This is a genomic window from Micromonospora sp. NPDC007271 (genome assembly GCF_040634005.1).
In the GTDB taxonomy this organism is placed as follows: domain Bacteria; phylum Actinomycetota; class Actinomycetes; order Mycobacteriales; family Micromonosporaceae; genus Micromonospora.
Window position 1 is genome coordinate 30,968 of sequence record NZ_JBEYER010000022.1, and the last position, 18,908, is coordinate 49,875.

Genomic DNA, 18,908 nt, shown 5'->3' on the forward strand with positions numbered 1-18,908 from the left:
TTCCGTCGGCGGCCTGGCCGGCGGCTCGGCGGACTGCGCGGCTTCCGTCGGCGGCCTGGCCGGCGGCTCGGCGGACTGCGCGGCTTCCGTCGGCGGCCTCTCGGGCGGCTCGCGGGTCACGGCGCACCCGCCGGCAGGACGGCCCGGACGTACGGGGTGCGCTGGCGCAGGTCGGTGGCGGCGTCCACGCTGACCCGGAACAGCGGCCCGGCGGCCAGGGTCAGCCCCACGCCGAGCACCACCAGGGCGGCGGTGGCGCCGACCATCAGCGCGGGCAGCCGCACAGGTGGGCGGGAGGTGGCCAGCCGGGGTGCCCGCCAGAACGCGATGTTCCACACCCGGGAGGCGGCGTAGAGGGTGAGCAGGCTGGTGAGCGTGCCGGCGGCGACCAGGACGGCGGGCAGCACCCCGCCGGCCGCGACGCCGGCCTGGAGCAGGCCGAGCTTGCCGAGGAAGCCGGAGAACGGCGGGATGCCGGCCAGGTTCATCGCCGGGACGAAGAAGAGCACGGCGAGCAGCGGGGTGACCCGGGCCAGCCCGCCCAGCCGCCGCAGGTCGGTGCTGCCGGCCCGCTCCTCGACCAGGCCGGCGACCAGGAAGAGGGTGGTCTGGATGGTGATGTGGTGGACCACGTAGAAGATCGCCCCGGCCAGGCCGGCGACGCTGCTCAGCGCCACCCCGAAGATCATGTAACCGATGTGGCTGACCAGGGTGAACGAGAAGAGCCGCTTCATGTCGTACTGGGCCACCGCGCCGAGGATGCCGACCACCATGGTCAGCCCGGCCACCACCAGGAGCAGGTCAGCGACCTGGCCGCCGGGGAAGAGCAGCGTCTGGGCGCGGATGATCGCGTACACGCCGACCTTGGTGAGCAGGCCGGCGAAGACCGCGGTGACGGGGGCCGGCGCGGTCGGGTAGCTGTCCGGCAGCCACGCCGACACCGGGAACACCGCCGCCTTGATGCCGAAGGCGAGCAGCAGCATGAGCTGCAGGGACAGCCGGACGCTGGCCGGCAGGGCGTCCAGCCGCCCGGCGAGCTGGGCCATGTTCACGGTGCCGGTGGCCGCGTACACCAGGCCGACCGCGGCCAGGAAGACCATCGAGGAGAGGATGCTGACCACCACGTACGTCGGGCCGGTGCGGATGCGGGTCTCGGTGCCGCCGAGCGTGATCAGCACGAAGCTCGCCGCCAGCAGGATCTCGAAGCCGACGTAGAGGTTGAACAGGTCCCCGGCCAGGAAGGCGTTGGTCACGCCGGCGGTGAGCACCAGATAGGTGGGGTGGTAGATGCTCACCGGCGCGGTCTCACCGGTCTCCCCGCGGCCCTGGCCGATCGAGTAGAGCAGCACGCAGAGGGTCACCGCCGAGGAGACCACCAGCAGCAGCGCCGCCAACTGGTCGGCGATCAGCACGATGCCGACCGGCGCGGGCCAGCCACCCACCCGGACCACCACCGGCCCGTGCCGGTACGCCTCGATCAGCAGCAGCACCGCGACCGTCAGGGTGGTGGCGAGACCGAGCACGCTGACCGACCGCTGCAACCGGGGCCGGTTGCCCAGGAGCAGGGTGAGCGCGGCACCGAGCAGGGGCACCACCACGGGCAACGGCACCAGGGCCGGGGTCACGCCGCCACCTCTGTTCGCGGCCGTGGGGCTCGCAAACCCGGCTCACTCCTCGCGCTCACCGGGCCGCCATTCGTTCGCGACTGCGGGGCTCGCAAACCCGGCTCACTCCTCGCGCTCACCGTTTTCCCCCGCGGCGGCGCAGTCGGCGCAGCGCCGGCTCCGGGTCCACCTGTTCCGGGTCGTTGTTCGGGCCTTCGCCGCCCAGGTCCGCGGTGGACACCTCGTTGCGCTCGGCGAGCCGGACGATCTGCCGGTCCTCCAGGTCGTCCTGCACCTCGTCGTCGCCGCTGAGATACCAGTCCCGGTACGCGACGGCGAGCAGGAACGCGGTCAGCCCGAAGGTGATCACCACGGCGGTGAGCACCATGGCCTGCGGCAGCGCGTCGCTCATCCGCCCGGTCGGCCCGCTGCCGACCAGTGGCGCGCCGCCGGCCCGGCCACCGGCCAGGATCAGCAGGTTCACCCCGTTGCCGAGCAGGATGACGCCGAGCAGGATGCGGGTCAGGCTCCGCTCCAGCAGCAGCGTGACGCCGGTGGCGGCGAGCACCCCCGCGGTGATCACCAGGACGAGGCTCGGCTGGCTCACCCCCGCTCCCTCCCGCGCTCGACGGCGAGACCCCGGGCCGGCTCGCCGGCCGCCTCGACGTGCCGGTCCACCTCGGCGCCGAGGCTGCGCAGGATGTCCAGCACCAGCCCGACCACGACCAGATAGACGCCGATGTCGAAGAAGAGCGACGTGACCAGGTGGAAGGGGCCGACCAGGGGGAGCCACAGGGGCACGTCGACGCTCTGCAGCACCTCGCCGGTGGTCAGCAGCCCGACGACCCCGCTGCCGACCGAGACGGCCAGCCCGGCGCCGAGCACCGTCCCGGCCCCGACGGGCACCGCCTCGGCCAGTTCGTACCGGCCGCCGGCCAGGTAGCGGACGGCCAGGGCGAGGCTGGCGACGAGGCCGCCGGCGAAGCCGCCCCCGGGCGCGTTGTGGCCGGAGGCGAGGAGGAACAGGGAGAAGAGCACCACGGTGTGGAAGATCAGCCGGGTGACCACCTCGAAGACGATCGACCGCTGGTGCTCCTGCAGCGTGGCCCCGCCGCGCAGCCACACCGTGCGCTGGTCCCCGTACGGGCGGGGGCGGCGCGGCCGCGGCCCGGTGCGGGACCGCTCGTAGATCAGGCTGGCCACGCCCGTCGCGGCCGCCACCAGCACCGAGATCTCCCCCATGGTGTCCCAGGCCCGGATGTCCACCAGGGTCACGTTGACCACGTTGCGACCGTGGCCCTCGACGACCGCCAGGTCGGGGAAGGCCAGCGAGATCGACGGACTGCGCCGGGCGTCGGCCGCGACGAGGGCGAGCCCGGCCAGCACCAGCCCGACCGCCACCCCGATCCCGCGGCGTACCCAGCGGCTGCTCCGCAGCGGGCGGGCCGAGAAGCGGTCCGGCAGCCGGCGCAGCACCAGCACGAAGACCGCGATGGTGGCCGTCTCCACCAGGAACTGGGTGAGCGCCAGGTCGGGCGCGCCGTAGAGCACGAACATCATCGCGCTGCCGTAGCCGGTCACCCCGACCAGCAGCATCGCGGTGAGGCGCCGCCGGGCGCCGAGCGCGAGCACCGCCGCCACCGCGATCACCAGGCAGACCACGAGCTGCACCGGGGTGTCCCAGGCGACGATCCTGGCCCGCCAGGGCCGGGCCGCCAGCATCGCCGCGCCGGGCACCAGCACCAGCACGAGCAGCACGGTGCCGAGGTACTGCGGCAGGGCACCGCGCTGGGTGGTGCTGGTGACCTTGATAGCGAACCGGTCGAACTGGTGGGTCGCCCACTCGTACCCCTGGTTGCCGCCGACCGGGGCGCGCAGCCGGGCCAGCGCCGGGGCGAGTGGGCCGCGGACCAGGTGCAGCACCGCGCCGCCGGCGAGCACGGCGGCGGAGAGGCCCAGCGCCACGGTCGGTCCGTGCCAGAGCGCCAGGCCCTCCTCGACCGGGCCGAGCAGCTCGGCGTACGGGCGGAGCAGGCCGCCGAGCCAGCCGGCGGCCGGGCCGGCGGCGAGCCCGGCGACGGCGAGCAGGGCCGCGGGTACGAGCATCACGGCCGGGGGCCGCTCGACGTCGGTGGCCGGGACGCCCGGCCGGCCGACGAAGGCGCCCCACAGGAAGCGGATGCTGTACGCCACGGTCAGCGCGCTCCCCAGCACGAGCACCGCCAGCACCAGCGGCTGCCCGGTGAACGCGGCGAGGACCGCCTCCTTGGCGACGAAGCCGAGCAGCGGCGGCAGGCCGGCCATCGAGGCGGCGGCCAGCGCGGCGACCCCGGCGAGCACGGGGGCGCTCCGCCACACGCCGGACAGGTCCCGCAGGTCCCGGCTGCCGGCGCTGTGGTCGAGGATGCCGACGACGAGGAAGAGCGCCGCCTTGAACAGCGCGTGCGCCAGCAGCATCGCGGTGCCGGCGAGGGCCGCCTGCGGGGTGCCCGCGCCGAGCACCACGGTGAGCAGGCCGAGCTGGCTCACCGTCCCGTACGCCAGCAGCAGCTTGAGGTCGGTCTGCCGCAACGCCGCCCAGCCCCCGACGACCAGGGTGACCAGCCCGGCGGCCACGGTGACCGGCCGCCACGGGCCGGCCGGGGCGAGCACCGGGGCGAGCAGCGCGACCAGGAAGACGCCCGCCTTCACCATCGCCGCCGCGTGCAGGTACGCGCTGACCGGCGTCGGGGCGGCCATCGCCACGGGCAGCCACGAGGTGAACGGGAACACCGCCGACTTGGCCAGCGCCCCGACCAGGATCAGCAGCACGGCCGTGGCGAGATACCCGCCGCCGGGCGGCGGCGTGGTGGTGATCAGGGACCAGCGGTAGCCCCCGGCGTGGTGGCCGAGCAGGAGGAAGCCGACCAGCATGGCCAGCCCGCCGAGCGTGGTGACGATCAGCGCCTGGGCGGCCGCCAACCGGCTGGACCGCCGCTCGGTGCTGTGCCCGATCAGCAGGTAGGAGAAGACCGTGGTCAGTTCCCAGAAGACGTAGAGCAGCAGCAGGTCGTCGGAGACGACCAGGCCGAGCATCGCTCCGGCGAAGGCGACCATGACGGCCGCGAACCGGGCCAGCCCCGCCGAGCCGGCGTGGAAGTAGCGGGCGGAGTAGACCAGCACCAGCGCACCGACCCCGCCGACCAGCAGCAGCATCAGCCAGGACAGGGTGGTGACGCGCAGCGCCACGTCGAGCTGGAGCTCCCCGACCCACCGGTACGTCTCGACCACCGCGCCGCCGGCACGGACCGTCCCGGTGTGGGCGACGGCCCAGCCGAACGTGGCGGCCGGGGCGAGCGCGAGCGGGTAGCAGGCGCGGGGGCCCCACCTTCCGACCAGCAGCGGGGCGAGCAGGGCCGCCACCAGGTGCAGGATCAGCAGGACGAGCACGCGTACTCCAGGTCGAGGCGGCAGCGCGCGCCCGGCGGGCTGCGCCACGACCGATCAGACGTCAGATCGTCCGGCCACGGGCAGGTTTGCGAAAAATGCCCCGGTCAGGAGTCGGACGGGCATATCCGCTGCGGCGGGTGGCCGAAGCGGCGCGACGTCGCCGGCCGGCAGCCGACCGCCCCGGAGGGCGACGCGGGGTCAGCCCCGCCGAGCCGGAATGGCCGTGGCCGGCTCGGGGGCCGGGCGCTCCCGCGGGGTCTCCACCAGCAGGTCCTCGCGGCCGAGCTGGCGGACGGCCTTGTTGACCACCCGCTGCGCGGCGGCGAGGGAGCGCACCGGCAACAGCTTGCCGCGGCTCTCCCGGCGCAGGACGAAGTAGTGCACGGCGGCGCGGACCAGGCCGCGATCGGCGGCGCTGGAATGAGCGGTGGCGACCACCAGCTCGCGCAGGCAGCGGGCCAGATCCTCGGCGAGCGCCAGCTCGGGGCCGTGCAGGCCGGCGCGAAGCGCGGCGAGGTGGCTGTCGACCTTGCGGATGAGCACATCGGTCCCGGGCCCGGAGCCTCGCCCCTCGACGGTCATCCACGCCCTCCACCCCACGCTGTGTTGCGAGTGAAGTTACTTTATGTTGCGCGGCACAAGCAAGCAGTTAAGTAAGACTTAACAGCTGCAACGGCACATCAAACGCGTAAGCCTTCCTAACCGGACAGACCAGCACCCGGCACGGACGGAATGTCACCCCGGCGAGGCAGGATGGAGGCGTGGCGGACGAGGTGACCGGCGGAGGCGCGGCGGTGCTGGCGGAATTCGGCCCGGCGACCCGCGAGTGGTTCGCCGCCGCCTTCGCGTCGCCGACCGCCGCCCAGGCCGGCGCGTGGCGGTCGATCGCCGCCGGGCGCAACGCGCTGGTCGTCGCGCCGACCGGCTCCGGCAAGACCCTGGCCGCGTTCCTCTGGTCGCTCGACCGGCTGGCCAAGGAGCCGCCGCCGGCCGAGGCCCGGCAGCGCTGCCGGGTGCTCTACGTCAGCCCGCTCAAGGCCCTCGCCGTCGACGTGGAGCGCAACCTGCGCGCCCCACTCGCCGGCGTCCGCCAGGCCGCCATCCGCCTCGGCCTCACCCCGCCGGAGATCACCGTCGGCATGCGCACCGGCGACACCCCGGCCGACGAGCGACGGGCCTTCGCGCGCACCCCGCCGGACATCCTCATCACCACCCCGGAGTCGCTGTTCCTGCTGCTCACCTCCGCCGCCCGGGAGTCGCTGCGCGGCGTGCGGACGGTCATCGTCGACGAGGTGCACGCGGTCGCCGGCACCAAGCGCGGTGCCCATCTGGCGCTCTCCCTCGAACGCCTCGACGCGCTGCTGGAGGCGCCCGCGCAGCGGATCGGCCTGTCCGCCACCGTCCGGCCGGTCGACGCCTGCGCCCGGTTCCTCGGCGGGGCCCGCCCGGTCGACGTGGTGCAGCCGGCCAGCAGCAAGACCATCGAGGTCAGCGTGCAGGTGCCGGTGGAGGACATGACCCGCCTCGACGAGCAGGAGCCCCCGGAGGACGACCTCGGCGGCCCCGGTCCGCGCCGGGCGTCGATCTGGCCGGCCGTCGAGGAGCGGGTCTTCGCGCTGGTCCGGTCGCACCGGTCGACGATCGTCTTCACCAACTCCCGGCGCAGCGCCGAACGGCTCTGCGCCCGGCTCAACGAGCTGGCCGCCGAGGAACTGGCGACGGCGTCCACTCCCGACGGCAGCCGCGTGGCCCAGGGCGGCGGGCCGGTGGGCGTATCCGATCCGGCGGGGTGGGACGACGGCCCGGCGGCCGCCGACGGCGAGCCGCAGCGCGGGCCGCGGCGCGCGCACCGGCAGCCGGCCGAGGTGATGGCGCAGTCCGGGGCGGCGGCCGGGGCGGCGCCGGTGATCGCCCGCGCCCACCACGGCAGCGTCTCCCGCGAGGAGCGCCGGCACATCGAGGAGGCGCTCAAGTCGGGGCAGCTTCCCGCCGTGGTAGCCACCTCCAGCCTGGAGCTCGGCATCGACATGGGCGCGGTCGACCTGGTGGTGCAGATCGAGGCCCCGCCGAGCGTCGCCGCCGGGCTGCAACGGGTCGGCCGGGCCGGCCACCAGGTCGGCGCGGTCTCCCGGGGCGTGGTCTTCCCGAAGCACCGCGGCGACCTGCTCTCCTGCACCGTGGTCTCCGAGCGGATGGCGCAGGGCGCGATCGAGGAGCTGCACCACCCGCGCAACCCACTCGACGTGCTGGCCCAGCAGATCGTGGCGATGGTCGCCCTGGAGCCGTGGCGGCTCGGCGACCTGGCCGTGCTGGTCCGCCGGGCGGCCCCCTTCGCCGAGCTGCCCGACTCGGCGCTGCACGCCGTGCTCGACATGCTCTCCGGCCGCTACCCGTCGACCGCCTTCGCCGAGCTGCGGCCCCGGCTGGTCTGGGACCGGTCCACCGATGTGCTCACCGGCCGGCCCGGCGCGCAGCGGCTCGCCGTCACCAGCGGCGGCACCATCCCCGACCGGGGAATGTTCGGCGTCTTCCTGGCCGGCGCCGAGCGGGCCGCCCGGGTCGGCGAGCTGGACGAGGAGATGGTCTACGAGTCGCGGGTCGGCGACGTCTTCCTGCTCGGGTCGTCGTCCTGGCGGATCGAGGAGATCACCCCCGACCGGGTGCTGGTCTCGCCCGCGCCCGGGCAGGCTGCCCGGATGCCGTTCTGGAAGGGCGACCAGCTCGGCCGCCCGGTCGAGCTGGGCCGGGCCATCGGCGCCCGGGTCCGCGCCCTGCTCCGGCAGACCGACGCCGACGCCGTCACCGCGCTGCGCGCCGGCGGGCTGGACGACTGGGCCGCCGGCAACCTCATGGCATACCTGCGGGAGCAGAAGGAGGCCACCCGCGCACTGCCCGACGACCGGACGGTGGTGGTCGAGCGGTTCCGCGACGAGCTGGGCGACTGGCGGCTCGCCGTGCACTCGGTGCTCGGGGCCCGGGTCAACGGGCCGTGGGCGCTGGCCATCGGCCGCCGGCTCGCCGAGCGGTACGGGGTGGACGCCCAGGTGATGCCCGCCGACGACGGCATCGTGGTGCGGCTGCCGGACACCGCCGACGAGCCACCCGGCGCCGACGTGGTGGTCTTCGAGCCCGACGAGATCACCCAGCTCGTGGAGGAGTCCGTCGGCACCTCGGCGCTCTTCGCGTCCCGGTTCCGCGAGTGCGCGGCCCGGTCACTGCTGCTGCCCCGCCGCGACCCGCGCCGCCGGCAGCCGCTCTGGCAGCAGCGCCAGCGGGCCGCCCAACTCCTCGACGTGGCGCGCGAGTACCCCGACTTCCCGGTCACCCTGGAAGCCGCCCGGGAGTGTCTCCAGGACGTCTTCGACCAGCCGGCCCTGGCCGAGCTGATGCGCGACCTGGCCGCCCGCCGGATCCGTCTCGTCGAGGTGGAGTCCGAGCGCCCGTCCCCGTTCGCCCGCTCGCTGCTCTTCGGTTACGTCGGCGCCTTCCTCTACGAGGGCGACGCCCCCCTCGCCGAGCGCCGGGCCGCCGCGCTGGCCCTCGACTCCGCCCTCCTCGGCGAGCTGCTCGGCCGGGTCGACCTGCGGGAGCTGCTCGACCCGGCGGTGCTCGCCGAGACCGAGCGACAGCTTCGCTGGCTCACCGAGCAGCGCCGCCCCCGCGACGCCGAGGACGTGGTCGAGCTGCTCCGCGTGGTCGGCGACCTGAGCGACGCCGAGTTGGCCGGGCGGGGCGTACCGGCCGGCTGGCTGACGGAGCTGGCGGCGGCCCGCCGGGTGCTGCGGGTCCGGATCGCCGGCGAGGACCGCTGGGTGGGCGTGGACGACGCCGCCCGGCTCCGGGACGCGCTCGGCGTGGCGCTGCCGGTCGGGGTGGCCGAGGCGTACCTGGCGCCGGTCGCCGACCCGCTCGGCGACCTGGTCGCCCGATACGCGCGCACCCACGGCCCCTTCGCGGCGGCCAGCTGCGCGGCCCGGTTCGGGCTCGGGGTGTTCGTGGTCGAGCAGGCGCTGCGCCGGCTCGCCGCCACCGGGCGGGTGGTCTCCGGCGAGTTCGCCCCGGACAGCGTCGGCACCCAGTGGTGCGACGCCGAGGTGCTGCGCCTGCTGCGCCGCCGCTCCCTCGCCGCGCTGCGCCGGGAGATCGAGCCGGTGCCGCCGCGGGCCCTCGCCGCGTTCCTGCCCCGCTGGCAGCAGGTCGGCTCGTCGGCCCGGGGCGTGGAGGCGGTAGCCGCCACCGTCGAGCAGCTCCAGGGGGTGGCAGTGCCGGCGTCCGCGCTGGAACGGCTCGTGCTGCCCGCCCGGGTCGCCGACTACTCCCCCGCCCAGCTCGACGAGCTGTGCGCCAGCGGGGAGGTGGTGTGGGCCGGGTCCGGAGCTATCTCCGGCGGCGACGGCTGGGTCACCCTGGCGTACGCGGACGTCGCGCCGCTGCTGCTCCCGCCGCCGGACGAGGCGCTGGCCCGTACCCCGCTGCACGACGCCGTGCTGGACGCGCTCGCCGACGGGCAGGCGCTCTTCTTCCGCTCGCTCTCCGACCGGGTCGGCTCGGCCGACGACGCCGCCCTCGCCGCGGCGATCTGGGACCTGGTCTGGGCCGGGCACCTCACCAACGACACCCTCGCCCCGCTGCGGGCGGTCCTCGGTGGAGGCGGGGCGCACCGGTCCCGGCCATCCGCCCCGCGCACCCGCTACCGGCGGCCCGGCCGGGTGGCGCTGCCCAGCCGCAGCGGCCCGCCCACCGTCGCCGGGCGCTGGTCCCGGCTGCCCGAACGGGACCTCGACCCGACCCGCCGGGCCGCCGCCCTCGCCGACCTGCTGCTGGAACGGCACGGCGTGGTCACCCGGGGCGCGGTCATGGCCGAGCAGGTCACCGGTGGCTTCGCCGCGGTCTATCCGGTGCTGTCCGCGCTCGAGGAGCGCGGCGCGGCCCGCCGGGGCTACTTCGTCGAGGGGCTGGGCGCGGCCCAGTTCGCGGTGCCCGGGGCGGTCGACCGGATCCGCGCCCTGGTCGACGACACCCGGAGCGCGGGCGGGCCGACCGTGGTGCTGGCCGCCACCGACCCGGCCAACCCGTACGGCGCGGCGCTGCCCTGGCCGGAACGGGTGGTCGACTCCGGCGACGGCACCACCCCGGCCACCGGACACCGGGCCGGCCGCAAGGCCGGCGCGCTGGTCGTGCTGGTCGGCGGCGACCTGGCGCTCTACGTGGAACGGGGCGGCCGGACCCTCCTGTCGTTCACCGACGACGCGGACCTGCTCGCCGCCGCGGGCAAGGCGCTCGCCGACGCGGTGCACTCCGGAGCCCTCGGCGCCATCTCGGTGGAACGCGCCGACGGCGAGGCGGTGCGCTCCTCGCCGCTGCGCGACGCCCTGACCGCCGCCGGCTTCCGCCCCACCCCCCGCGGCCTCCGGCTACGCGCCTGACCGCTCGTCTCCCGCGCGCCATCCTCGCCCCACGGCCGCCTGCCGCCAGGGGCGCCCGGTGAAGATCGTGCTCGATCCTGGATGGAGTGGCATCGGAGCGCGGCCACGGTCCGCCGGATAGCCTGCCCGCATGGCCCGGACCGTCTGGATCTCGCTGACCACCGACTACGGTCTCGCCGACGGGTTCGTGGCGGCGTGCCACGGGGTCATCGCCCGGCTCGCCCCCGACGCCCGGGTGATCGACGTGACCCACCTGGTGCCCCCGGCCGACGTCCGCCGGGGCGCGGCGGTACTCGCGCAGACCGTGCCGTACCTGCCGGTGGGAGTACACGTCGGGGTGGTGGACCCGGGCGTCGGCACCGCCCGGCGCGGAATCGCCCTCGCCGCCCCCGGCGGGCTGCTCGTCGGGCCGGACAACGGACTGCTGCTGGACGCGGCCGAGGCCCTGGGCGGGATCACCGAAGCGGTGGAGCTGACCAACCCGGCGTGGCTGGCACCGACGGTCTCCCGCACGTTCCACGGCCGGGACGTGTTCGCGCCGGTCGCCGCCCGGCTGGCGCTCGGCGCGCCGTTGGCCGAGGCGGGCCCGGCGCTGGCCCCGGAGACGCTGGTGCGGCTGCCGGCACCGGTGGTCCGCACCGAGCCGGACGGATTCGCCGCCGAGGTGCTCACCGTCGACCACTTCGGCAACGTGCAGCTCGCCGCCTCGGCCAGCCTCCTCGACGGGCTGCCGAACCGGCTCCGGGTGGCCGGCCCGGTCGACCGACACCGCCAACCCGGCACGTCTGACGCCGTGCCGCTACGACGGCCGGAGCTCCAAGCGTCTGACGACGCGCAGCGACCTGACGCCGTCGCGGGAGCCGTCGCGGTGCGTGGACGCACCTTCGGCGACGCCCCGGCCGGCGGGCTGGTCGCGTACGTCGACTCGGCCGGGCTGGTCGCGCTGGCGGTCAACACCGGCCGCGCGGTCGACCTGCTCGGCGTACGCCCCGGCGACGTGGTGCGGGTGACCGGGGACTGAGCACCGGCCCGGGCGGACGGCCCGGCGGCCCGGGCGGGGTCACCGGGTTTCGGGCTCGGCGAGAGAGGATGGACGGGTGCCCGAAGGTGACACCGTCTGGAACAGCGCCCGCGTCCTCCAGCGGGCGCTGGCCGGTGCTCGGCTCACCGGCTCCGAATTCCGGATGCCGCAGCTCGCGACGACCGACCTGACCGGCTGGACCGTCCGGGAGTCGGCCAGCCGGGGCAAGCACCTGCTGCTCCGGCTCACCGCGCCGGCCGGGCACGCCGGCAGCGGGCGCGACTGGACCCTGCACTCACACCTGCGGATGGACGGCGTCTGGCGGGTGTACGCCCCGGGCGAGCGGTGGGCGGCCCGGCCCGCGCACCTGATCCGGGCGGTGCTCCGCTCCTCCGGCGCGGTCGCGGTCGGCTACCACCTGCACGACCTGGCCCTGGTTCCGACCGCCGAGGAGGAGTCGCTGGTCGGCCACCTCGGGCCGGACCTGCTCGGCCCGGACTGGGACCCGGACGAGGCGGTCCGCCGGCTGGCCGCCCACCCCGACGAGACCATCGGCGAGGCGCTGCTGGACCAGCGCAACCTGGCCGGCGTGGGCAATCTCTACAAGTGCGAGGTGCTGTTCCTGCGCGGGATCTCACCGTGGACGCCGGTGCGCGCGGTGCCCGACCTGGCCGGCGTGGTCACCCTCGCGCAGCGGCTGCTCGCAGCGAACCGGGGCCGCTGGGCGCAGAGCACCACCGGCTCGCTGCACCGGGGCGCGACCAGCTACGTGTACGGCCGCCCAGCCCAGCCCTGCCGGCGCTGCGGCACCGCGATCCGCAAGGAGGAGTTGGGCGAGCGGGTCACCTACTGGTGCCCGTCCTGCCAGCCGGACCGCCGCTGACGGGTCTGCGGCGGTCGCCGGCCGGGCCGCGACCGCTCACGCCATCGCCTTGCTCCGCTCCCGGCACACCGCGAAGAGCGGTATGCCTCTGAGTCATATTTATGCCCTGGAGGCATACCGCTCTCAACGACATCGTCATCATCCGCGGCTGTTCGAAAGCCGCCCGGCGGCGCAGATTTGTCAAGGCGTGGGAGTGGCTGCTCACACGGCCACCCGGACGGCGAGGCCGAGTGACCCAGTGACTCCCGTGGCCGGCCCGTGGAACTTCCATGAATCGGCAAGATCCCCCAAGATACGGACGATTGGGTACTTCCCTGCCCGGCTCCGGCGTCGCATGCTGCGATTGACCGCTCACCGATCGTCAGCAGCGCGTACGCCCGGGTGGCGGCGGGCGCGCCTTGATCCGGGGGAGAGCCATGGCCCTGTTCCGCAGACTCCGGTCGGGCTGGGCGGACCGCGCCGCCCGGGCCGGCGAGGACCACGCGCCCACCGTGCCCGCCGCCCGGGTGGCCGAAGAGGACATCGGGCCGGCGCCGGCCAGCCTCGACCCGGCCGCCGTGCCGCGCTGCTTCGGCCCGCTGCCGAACTTCGCCGGCAGCCCGCTGCCCACCCTCGACCGGGACGGCCGGCCGGTGCCCGGCACCGGCATCCGGAAGTTCCTCGACCCGCTGCCGCTGCCCGACGCATTCGACAACACCAGCTCGGCTGGCGGCCGGGCCACCGACGGGCTGGGCACCCGGCTGCCGATCGCGGTGCCGGACACCATCACCTGGCCCGGCTGCGACTACTACGAGATCGGGCTCCAGGAGTACACGCAACGTCTGCACCGCGACCTGCCGGCCACCCGGCTGCGCGGCTACCGCCAGCTCAACCTCGGCACCGACCGGTCCGGGCACAACACGGTCAGCCCGCCGGACCGGCCCTGGCACCTCGGCCCGTTGATCATGGCGCGCCGCGGCCGGCCGGTCCGGATCAAGTTCATCAACCAGCTGCCCACCGGCCGGGCCGGCGAACTCTTCCTGCCGGTCGACGAGACCGTCGACGGGGCCGGCACCGGGCCGTTGGACGGACCGGCGCCGTACCCGCAGAACCGGGCGGTGCCGCACCTGGCCGGAGCGCAGACGGCCTGGATCAGCGCCGGCAACCCCTGGCAGTGGGTCACCCCGCCCGGGGAGATCACCCCGTACCCGACGGGAGTGGGGGTGACGCCGGTGCCGGACATGCCGCCGCCGGGCGTCGGGGCCACCACCCTCTACTTCCCGAACGAGCAGAGCGGCCGGCTGATGTGGCTGCACGACAACACCCTCGGCCTGTCCCGGCTCACCGTCTACTCCGGGCAGCTCGCCCTCTACCTGCTCACCGATCCGGCCGAGGAACGGCTGGTCGCCGACGGCGTGCTCCCCGCCGACCAGCTGCCGCTGGTGATCCAGGACAAGACCTTCGTGCCGGACGACGCCCAACTCGCCGCGCAGGACCCGACCTGGGACCGGGACCGCTGGGGAGCCAAGGGGAGCCTCTGGCACCCGCACGTCTACCAGCCGCGGCAGAACCCCTACCGGGCCACCGGCACCAACCCGACCGGCCGCTGGGACTACGGGCCGTGGACGCACGACCCGGACGGCGGCGGCAGCCCGTGGGTCGCCCCGGTGCCGAACCCGCACCACGATCCGGTGGCCGAGCCGGACGAGCCGCCGCTCGCGCCGAACGTGCCGCACCCGTCGGCCGTCCCCGAGGCGTACGGGGACACCCCGCTGGTCAACGGGGTGGCCTATCCGTACCTCGAGGTGGCGCCGCGGGCGTACCGCTTCCGGATCCTCAACGCCTGCGCGGACCGCAGCCTGAACCTCCAGCTCTACCGGGCCGCCTCGGACGCACCGATGTGGACCGACGACGGCGACCTGGCCGAGCCGGACGCCGGCGAGGTGCCGATGGTCGAGGCGGTACGGGCGGCCGGCCGGCCGCCGTACTGGCCCACCGACGGCCGCGACGGCGGGGTGCCGGACCCGGACGCCGCCGGGCCCGACCTGATCCGGATCGGCAACGAGTCCGGCCTGCTGCCCGCCCCGGTGGTGCTGGCGAACCGGCCGATCGGCTACCGGTACGACCGGCAGGACCCGACCGTGCTCAACGTGGACGGCCACACCCTGCTGCTCGCTCCCGGCGAACGGGCCGACGTGGTGGTGGACTTCGCCACGGTCCCCCCGGGCAGCACCCTGATCCTCTACAACGACTGTCCCGCCCCGCTGCCCCGGTTCGACCCCCGGTACGACCACCACACCGGTGCCCCGGACCGCACCGCGACCGGCGGGCTGCCCGCCGCAAGGCCCGGCTACGGCCCGAACACCCGGACGCTGCTGCAGTTCCGGGTGACCGGCACCCCGGCGGAGCCGTACGACCTGGCTCGGCTCGCCGCCCGCCTACCCGAGGCGTACGCGCGGAGCCAGCGGCCGCCGATCGTGCCGCAGCCGGCGTACGACGCGGCGTTCGGCACCCACACCGCCCGGGAGACGCTGGTCCCGGCGCGCGCCACCGCAGTCACCTTCACCCCGGCCGGCGCGGTCACCCCGGTGACCCTGCCGCTGGCGGTGAAGTCGATCGGGCAGGTCTTCGAGGCCCGGCACGGCCGGGCGGTGGGCCGGCTCGGCGTGGGTCACCCGAACGCCGGCCCGCTCACCGCGGCCACCCTGCCGCTCGGGCCGGTCGACCCGGCCACCGAGGTGCTGTACGCGACCGACCCGACCGTGCCGGTGGGCGGGCCGGCCGACGGCACCCAGCTCTGGCGGATCGTCGGGGACGCCCCGCGGACCCACCCCGTACACGTGGAGGGCTGCGACGTGCAACTGGTCAACCGGGTCGGCTGGGACGGCACCGTCCGCCCGCCCGATCCGGACGAGCTGGGCTGGAAGGACACCGTCCGGGTCAATCCGCGGGAGGACGTGATCCTGGCGCTGCGCCCGGTGCCGCCCAGCCTGCCGTTCAAGATCGGCGACAGCGTACGGCTGCTCGACCCGACCCGGCCAGCCGGCGTCCGGCTCGACGCCAGCCCGGTCAGCCCGATCGACGGGCGGCCGGCGGCCGTGGTCAACCAGCTGGTGAACCTGGGCTGGGAGTACCGCTGGCAGACCCGCGCGGCGGGGCTGCGCGACCAGGGCATGAGCCGGCCGCTGGTGCTGCGGGTCGCACCCGCTGCCCCGACCGGGCTGACCGCCACTCCGGCGCCCGGCTCGGCCACCGCGCTGCCGGCCATCGCGCTGGCCTGGACTGGCCACGGCAGCCGGCCCCCGGCCGCGAGTCACCTGCTGCAACGGGCCACCGACGCCGCCTTCACCGACGGGCTCACCGAGATCACCGTGGCCGCCACCGCCACCCACCACACCGACGCGACGGTGACACCCGGGGTCACCTACCACTACCGGATCCGGGCGGAGAACGCGGTGAGCTGCTCGGCCTGGTCCAACAGCGTTCCGGCGTCGGTGCACCTCACCGCGCCGGCGAAGCTGACCGCGGCGGTGCCGCCGGCCGCGCCGCTGCGGGTCGCGCTGCGCTGGGCCAACCGCTCCTTCGCCAGCGGCGTGGACGTGCAGCGGGCCACCAACCCGACCTTCACCAGCGGGCCGGGCACCACCGCCATCGCGGTCGGCGACGCCCACGTCGATCCGGCGGTCGCCCCGGACACCACGTACTACTACCGGGTCCGCACCACGTACCTGGGTGCGGCGTCACCCTGGTCGACGGTCGCCACGGTGACCACCCCGCCGCGGCCGGGGCTGCCGACCGGGGTCGGCGCGACCGCGACCGCACCGGCCCCGGACACCGCCACGGTGATCCTGAACTGGGCGGCCAGCACGCCCACCGGGCCGGGCTCCGGCTTCGTGGTGCAGCGGGCCGCCGACCCCGGCTTCACCCGTGAGCTGGCCACCTTCACCGTCACCGGCCGGGGGTTCACCAACACCGGGCTGGCCCGGGGCGTCACCTACCACTACCGGATCCGGTCCTTCAACGTCGTCGGCACCTCACCCTGGACCGGCCCCATCCCGGTCACCACCCCGAGCTGACCCGACGTCAGGGGGTGGTGCGGACGGGGGTGTTGACGGTGCGGAGTTCCGCCAGGGCGGAGGCGACGCCGTGCAGCAGGTCGGTCGCCTCGGTGAGGCGGGCGGCGGCCGGGTCCTCGGTGCTCGGGCGGGCGTCCTCGGCCACGTAGCCGGCGGCGGCCACCACCAGCCGCTCGTACGCCGACACGCCGCTCTCCAGCTGGCCGGCCAGGGTGCCGTGCGCGTCGGCCAACGAGCCGCGGGCCTCGGCCGGGGCGAGCTTGAGCGCCCGTTCCACGCTGGCCACGCGGGCGGCCAGGTCGCGCAGCGAGCGGTCGGCGTCGGCCGCCTCGCGGACCGCCGGCTCGGCCAGCCCGGTGAGCCGGCCGGACATCCCCTGCAGGGTCAGCGACGCCCGGTCGAGCCGGGCCCACGCCTCCGCCGCCGTGGTGCCGCGCAGCGCCAGGCGGGACCGGACCCGGCGTACCTCGGCCAGGACGCCCGGACCGGCGGGCAGCCGCTCGACGGCGGCGACCAGCCGGGCCCGGGAGCGGGCGGCGGCCTCGGCCGGGTCGAGGGCGGGCGGTGCCGGCACGGCCGCAAGGGCCCGCAGGTCGGCCCAGCGCCAGGCGGCGATCGCGATGGCGCTGCCCGCGCCGCCGGCCCAGATCGCGTCCGGCAGGCCGATCCCGGCGTACGGGGTCAGCACCGCCGCCGCGCCGCCGAGCCCGCCGGCCAGGACGCTCCACCGGCGGGCGGAGCGCCGCAGCCGGCGCAGTCGCCGGAAGTACCGGGCCCGTTCGTCCGCCATTGCTTCTCCCCCGTCCCTACCTGGTGGTGCTCTCCCCGGTGCCGCGCTCCCGGCTCATGCTGGCCCGGATCTCGTCCAGCCGGGCGGCGGCCGCCGGGTCGGCGGGTTGCGCCTGCCCCACCGCCGGGTGCTCCTGCCGGCCGGAGAGCTGCTCGCCGGCCATGCTCGACCGGATCTGCTCCAGTCTCGCCGACCCGGCCGAGTCGAGCGTCGCCTTCTGGATCTCCAGCATCCGGCCCTCGACCGAGTTGCCGGCCAGCTCGGCTCGGCCCATCGCGGTCGCGTACCGGCGCTCGATCCGGTCCCGCACCTCGTCCAGCGAGGGGGTGGTGCCGGGCGCGGTCATCGCGGACATCGACTCCAGCGAGCGGGCCACGCTCTCCTGCATCTTGGCCTGCTCTAGCTGGCTGAGCAGCTTGGTGCGCTCGGCCAGCTTCTGCTGGAGGATCATGGAATTGTTCTCGACCGCCTTGCGGGCCTGGGCGGCCGCGGCGAGCGCCTGGTCGTGCAGCGTCTTCAGGTCCTCGGCCGCCTGCTCGGCGGAGACCAGCTGGGTGGCGAGGAGCTGGGCGGACTGCTCGTACCGCCCCGCCTCGGCCTCGTCACCGCGGGCCCGGGCCTGGTCGGCCAGCACCAGGGCCTGCCGGGCGTTCGCCTGGAGCTGCTCGACCTCGGACATCTGCCGGGACAGCTTCATCTCGAGCTGACGCTGGTTGCCGATCACCGCGGCCGCCTGCTGGACCAGCGCCTGGTGCTGCCGCTGGGCCTCCTCGATGGCCTGCTGGATCTGCACCTTCGGGTCGGCGTGCTCGTCGATCTTCGAGCCGAAGAGCGCCATCAGGTATTTCCAACCCTTGACGAACGGGTTCGCCATCTCCGCGTTGTCCCCTCAGTAGCGTCGCGCCGCCGCCACCAACCCGGGCGGAGTCGACCGGCGGGCCGCGCGGTGTGCCTCCATGGTTCCAGGCGGACGCCAGCCCGGCACCCGGACGGCCCTGATCAACAGTACGTGGCGGACGCCACCGGTGGCCACGCCGCGACCGAGCGGAGTCAGGCGGCGCAGACCACATCCCGGTCCGCGGAGCGGACCCGGGTGCTGCGCAGCGTCGCCTTGAGCGGCGAGTCCTGGCGGACCTGGACGGCCACCGACCCGTCGGAGGAGACCTGGCGGACGCCCCGGTTGGTCGCCTTGCGGACGGCCGGCGGAGCCACCGACGTCGACTCGACCGGTTCGTCGGCCACCGGGACCAGCACGCCCGGCATCTGCTCGGCCAGGGCGACCGTGTCGCTGACCTCGCGGAGCAGCTCGGAGAGGCGGGCACCGAGCGCGTCGCAGATCGCCGCCAGCAGCTCGCTGGACGGCTCCTTCTGACCGCGCTCGATCTCGGAGAGGTAACCGAGGCTCACGTTGGCGGCGGAGGAGACCTCGCGAAGGGTGCGATGCTGCCCCTGCCGGCGCGCCCGCAGAGCGTCACCGATCACCCGGCGTAGCAGGACCATCGCACCTCCTCCAGACGAGACCACCAGCTCCGGCCGACCGGTCGGCCGGGCCGCACCGGGCGCGGTTGACCGGCCCGGCACCGACGCCGCCCGTCGGAGCCTTCCCGCAACGGTACCCGTTGCCCGCCCGCACGACATCCCGCCCCGCCCCTCCAGTTGCCCGGATCCGTCCGCACGGCAGGACGAGCCGCCGTTCCCGG

11 protein-coding genes are annotated in these 18,908 nt (G+C 75.4%); 4 read left to right on the top strand and 7 right to left on the bottom strand.

The genetic code is table 11. From position 1 onward, the window contains the following. Window positions 1-116: 116 nt before the first annotated feature. From ABZ570_RS10835 to ABZ570_RS10850, 4 genes are all read right to left on the bottom strand, one after another. A complete protein-coding gene (locus tag ABZ570_RS10835) occupies window positions 117-1,625 on the bottom strand; it encodes a Na+/H+ antiporter subunit D (RefSeq protein ID WP_358060228.1) in 1,509 nt (502 codons plus the stop codon). A 115-nt stretch (window positions 1,626-1,740) separates the two neighbouring features. After that, window positions 1,741-2,211: a Na(+)/H(+) antiporter subunit C gene (locus ABZ570_RS10840; protein ID WP_358060231.1), complete on the bottom strand. Its 471-nt coding sequence runs from the start codon at window positions 2,209-2,211 to the stop codon at window positions 1,741-1,743. Further along, window positions 2,208-5,033: a Na+/H+ antiporter subunit A gene (locus tag ABZ570_RS10845; protein WP_358060234.1), complete on the bottom strand. Its 2,826-nt coding sequence runs from the start codon at window positions 5,031-5,033 to the stop codon at window positions 2,208-2,210. Before ABZ570_RS10845 ends, ABZ570_RS10840 begins: the two co-directional genes overlap by 4 nt. A 198-nt stretch (window positions 5,034-5,231) precedes the next feature. Further along, window positions 5,232-5,615: a hypothetical protein gene (locus ABZ570_RS10850; protein ID WP_358060237.1), complete on the bottom strand. Its 384-nt coding sequence runs from the start codon at window positions 5,613-5,615 to the stop codon at window positions 5,232-5,234. Between the two features lie 179 nt (window positions 5,616-5,794). On the opposite strand from ABZ570_RS10850, the gene ABZ570_RS10855 reads away from it, so the two are divergent. From ABZ570_RS10855 to ABZ570_RS10870, 4 genes are all read left to right on the top strand, one after another. Next, on the top strand, window positions 5,795-10,459 hold the full coding sequence (locus tag ABZ570_RS10855; RefSeq protein WP_358060240.1) for an ATP-dependent helicase: 4,665 nt from the start codon (window positions 5,795-5,797) through the stop codon (window positions 10,457-10,459). A 130-nt stretch (window positions 10,460-10,589) separates the two neighbouring features. Then, on the top strand, window positions 10,590-11,480 hold the full coding sequence (locus ABZ570_RS10860) for an SAM-dependent chlorinase/fluorinase (RefSeq protein ID WP_358060243.1): 891 nt from the start codon (window positions 10,590-10,592) through the stop codon (window positions 11,478-11,480). Window positions 11,481-11,556: 76 nt separating this feature from the next. After that, window positions 11,557-12,363: a DNA-formamidopyrimidine glycosylase family protein gene (locus tag ABZ570_RS10865; RefSeq protein WP_358060246.1), complete on the top strand. Its 807-nt coding sequence runs from the start codon at window positions 11,557-11,559 to the stop codon at window positions 12,361-12,363. A 416-nt stretch (window positions 12,364-12,779) separates the two neighbouring features. Then, a complete protein-coding gene (locus tag ABZ570_RS10870) occupies window positions 12,780-16,418 on the top strand; it encodes a multicopper oxidase domain-containing protein (RefSeq protein WP_358060249.1) in 3,639 nt (1,212 codons plus the stop codon). A gap of 7 nt (window positions 16,419-16,425) precedes the next feature. On the opposite strand, the gene ABZ570_RS10875 is transcribed toward ABZ570_RS10870, so the two are convergent. From ABZ570_RS10875 to ABZ570_RS10885, 3 genes are all read right to left on the bottom strand, one after another. Next, window positions 16,426-17,208 carry a hypothetical protein gene (locus tag ABZ570_RS10875; protein ID WP_358060252.1) on the bottom strand — a complete coding sequence of 261 codons (783 nt, stop codon included), beginning with the start codon at window positions 17,206-17,208 and terminating at the stop codon, window positions 16,426-16,428. Between the two features lie 16 nt (window positions 17,209-17,224). Further along, entirely contained in the window at window positions 17,225-18,082 is an 858-nt protein-coding gene (locus ABZ570_RS10880; RefSeq protein WP_358060255.1) for a PspA/IM30 family protein, read from the bottom strand. Window positions 18,083-18,258: 176 nt separating this feature from the next. Continuing rightward, the gene (locus ABZ570_RS10885; RefSeq protein ID WP_358060258.1) at window positions 18,259-18,708 is read right to left on the bottom strand and encodes a helix-turn-helix transcriptional regulator; all 450 of its coding nucleotides are present in this window, start codon (window positions 18,706-18,708) and stop codon (window positions 18,259-18,261) included. Between the last annotated feature and the right edge of the window lie 200 nt (window positions 18,709-18,908).

Excerpts from the sequence above, each read along its gene's own strand:
- ABZ570_RS10850 (WP_358060237.1), bottom strand. The coding sequence starts at position 5,615 with ATGACCGTCGAGGGGCGAGGCTCCGGGCCCGGGACCGATGTGCTCATC.
- ABZ570_RS10860 (WP_358060243.1), top strand. The coding sequence starts at position 10,590 with ATGGCCCGGACCGTCTGGATCTCGCTGACCACCGACTACGGTCTCGCC.
- ABZ570_RS10870 (WP_358060249.1), top strand. The coding sequence starts at position 12,780 with ATGGCCCTGTTCCGCAGACTCCGGTCGGGCTGGGCGGACCGCGCCGCC.
- ABZ570_RS10875 (WP_358060252.1), bottom strand. The coding sequence starts at position 17,208 with ATGGCGGACGAACGGGCCCGGTACTTCCGGCGACTGCGCCGGCTGCGG.
- ABZ570_RS10880 (WP_358060255.1), bottom strand. The coding sequence starts at position 18,082 with ATGGCGAACCCGTTCGTCAAGGGTTGGAAATACCTGATGGCGCTCTTC.
- ABZ570_RS10885 (WP_358060258.1), bottom strand. The coding sequence starts at position 18,708 with ATGGTCCTGCTACGCCGGGTGATCGGTGACGCTCTGCGGGCGCGCCGG.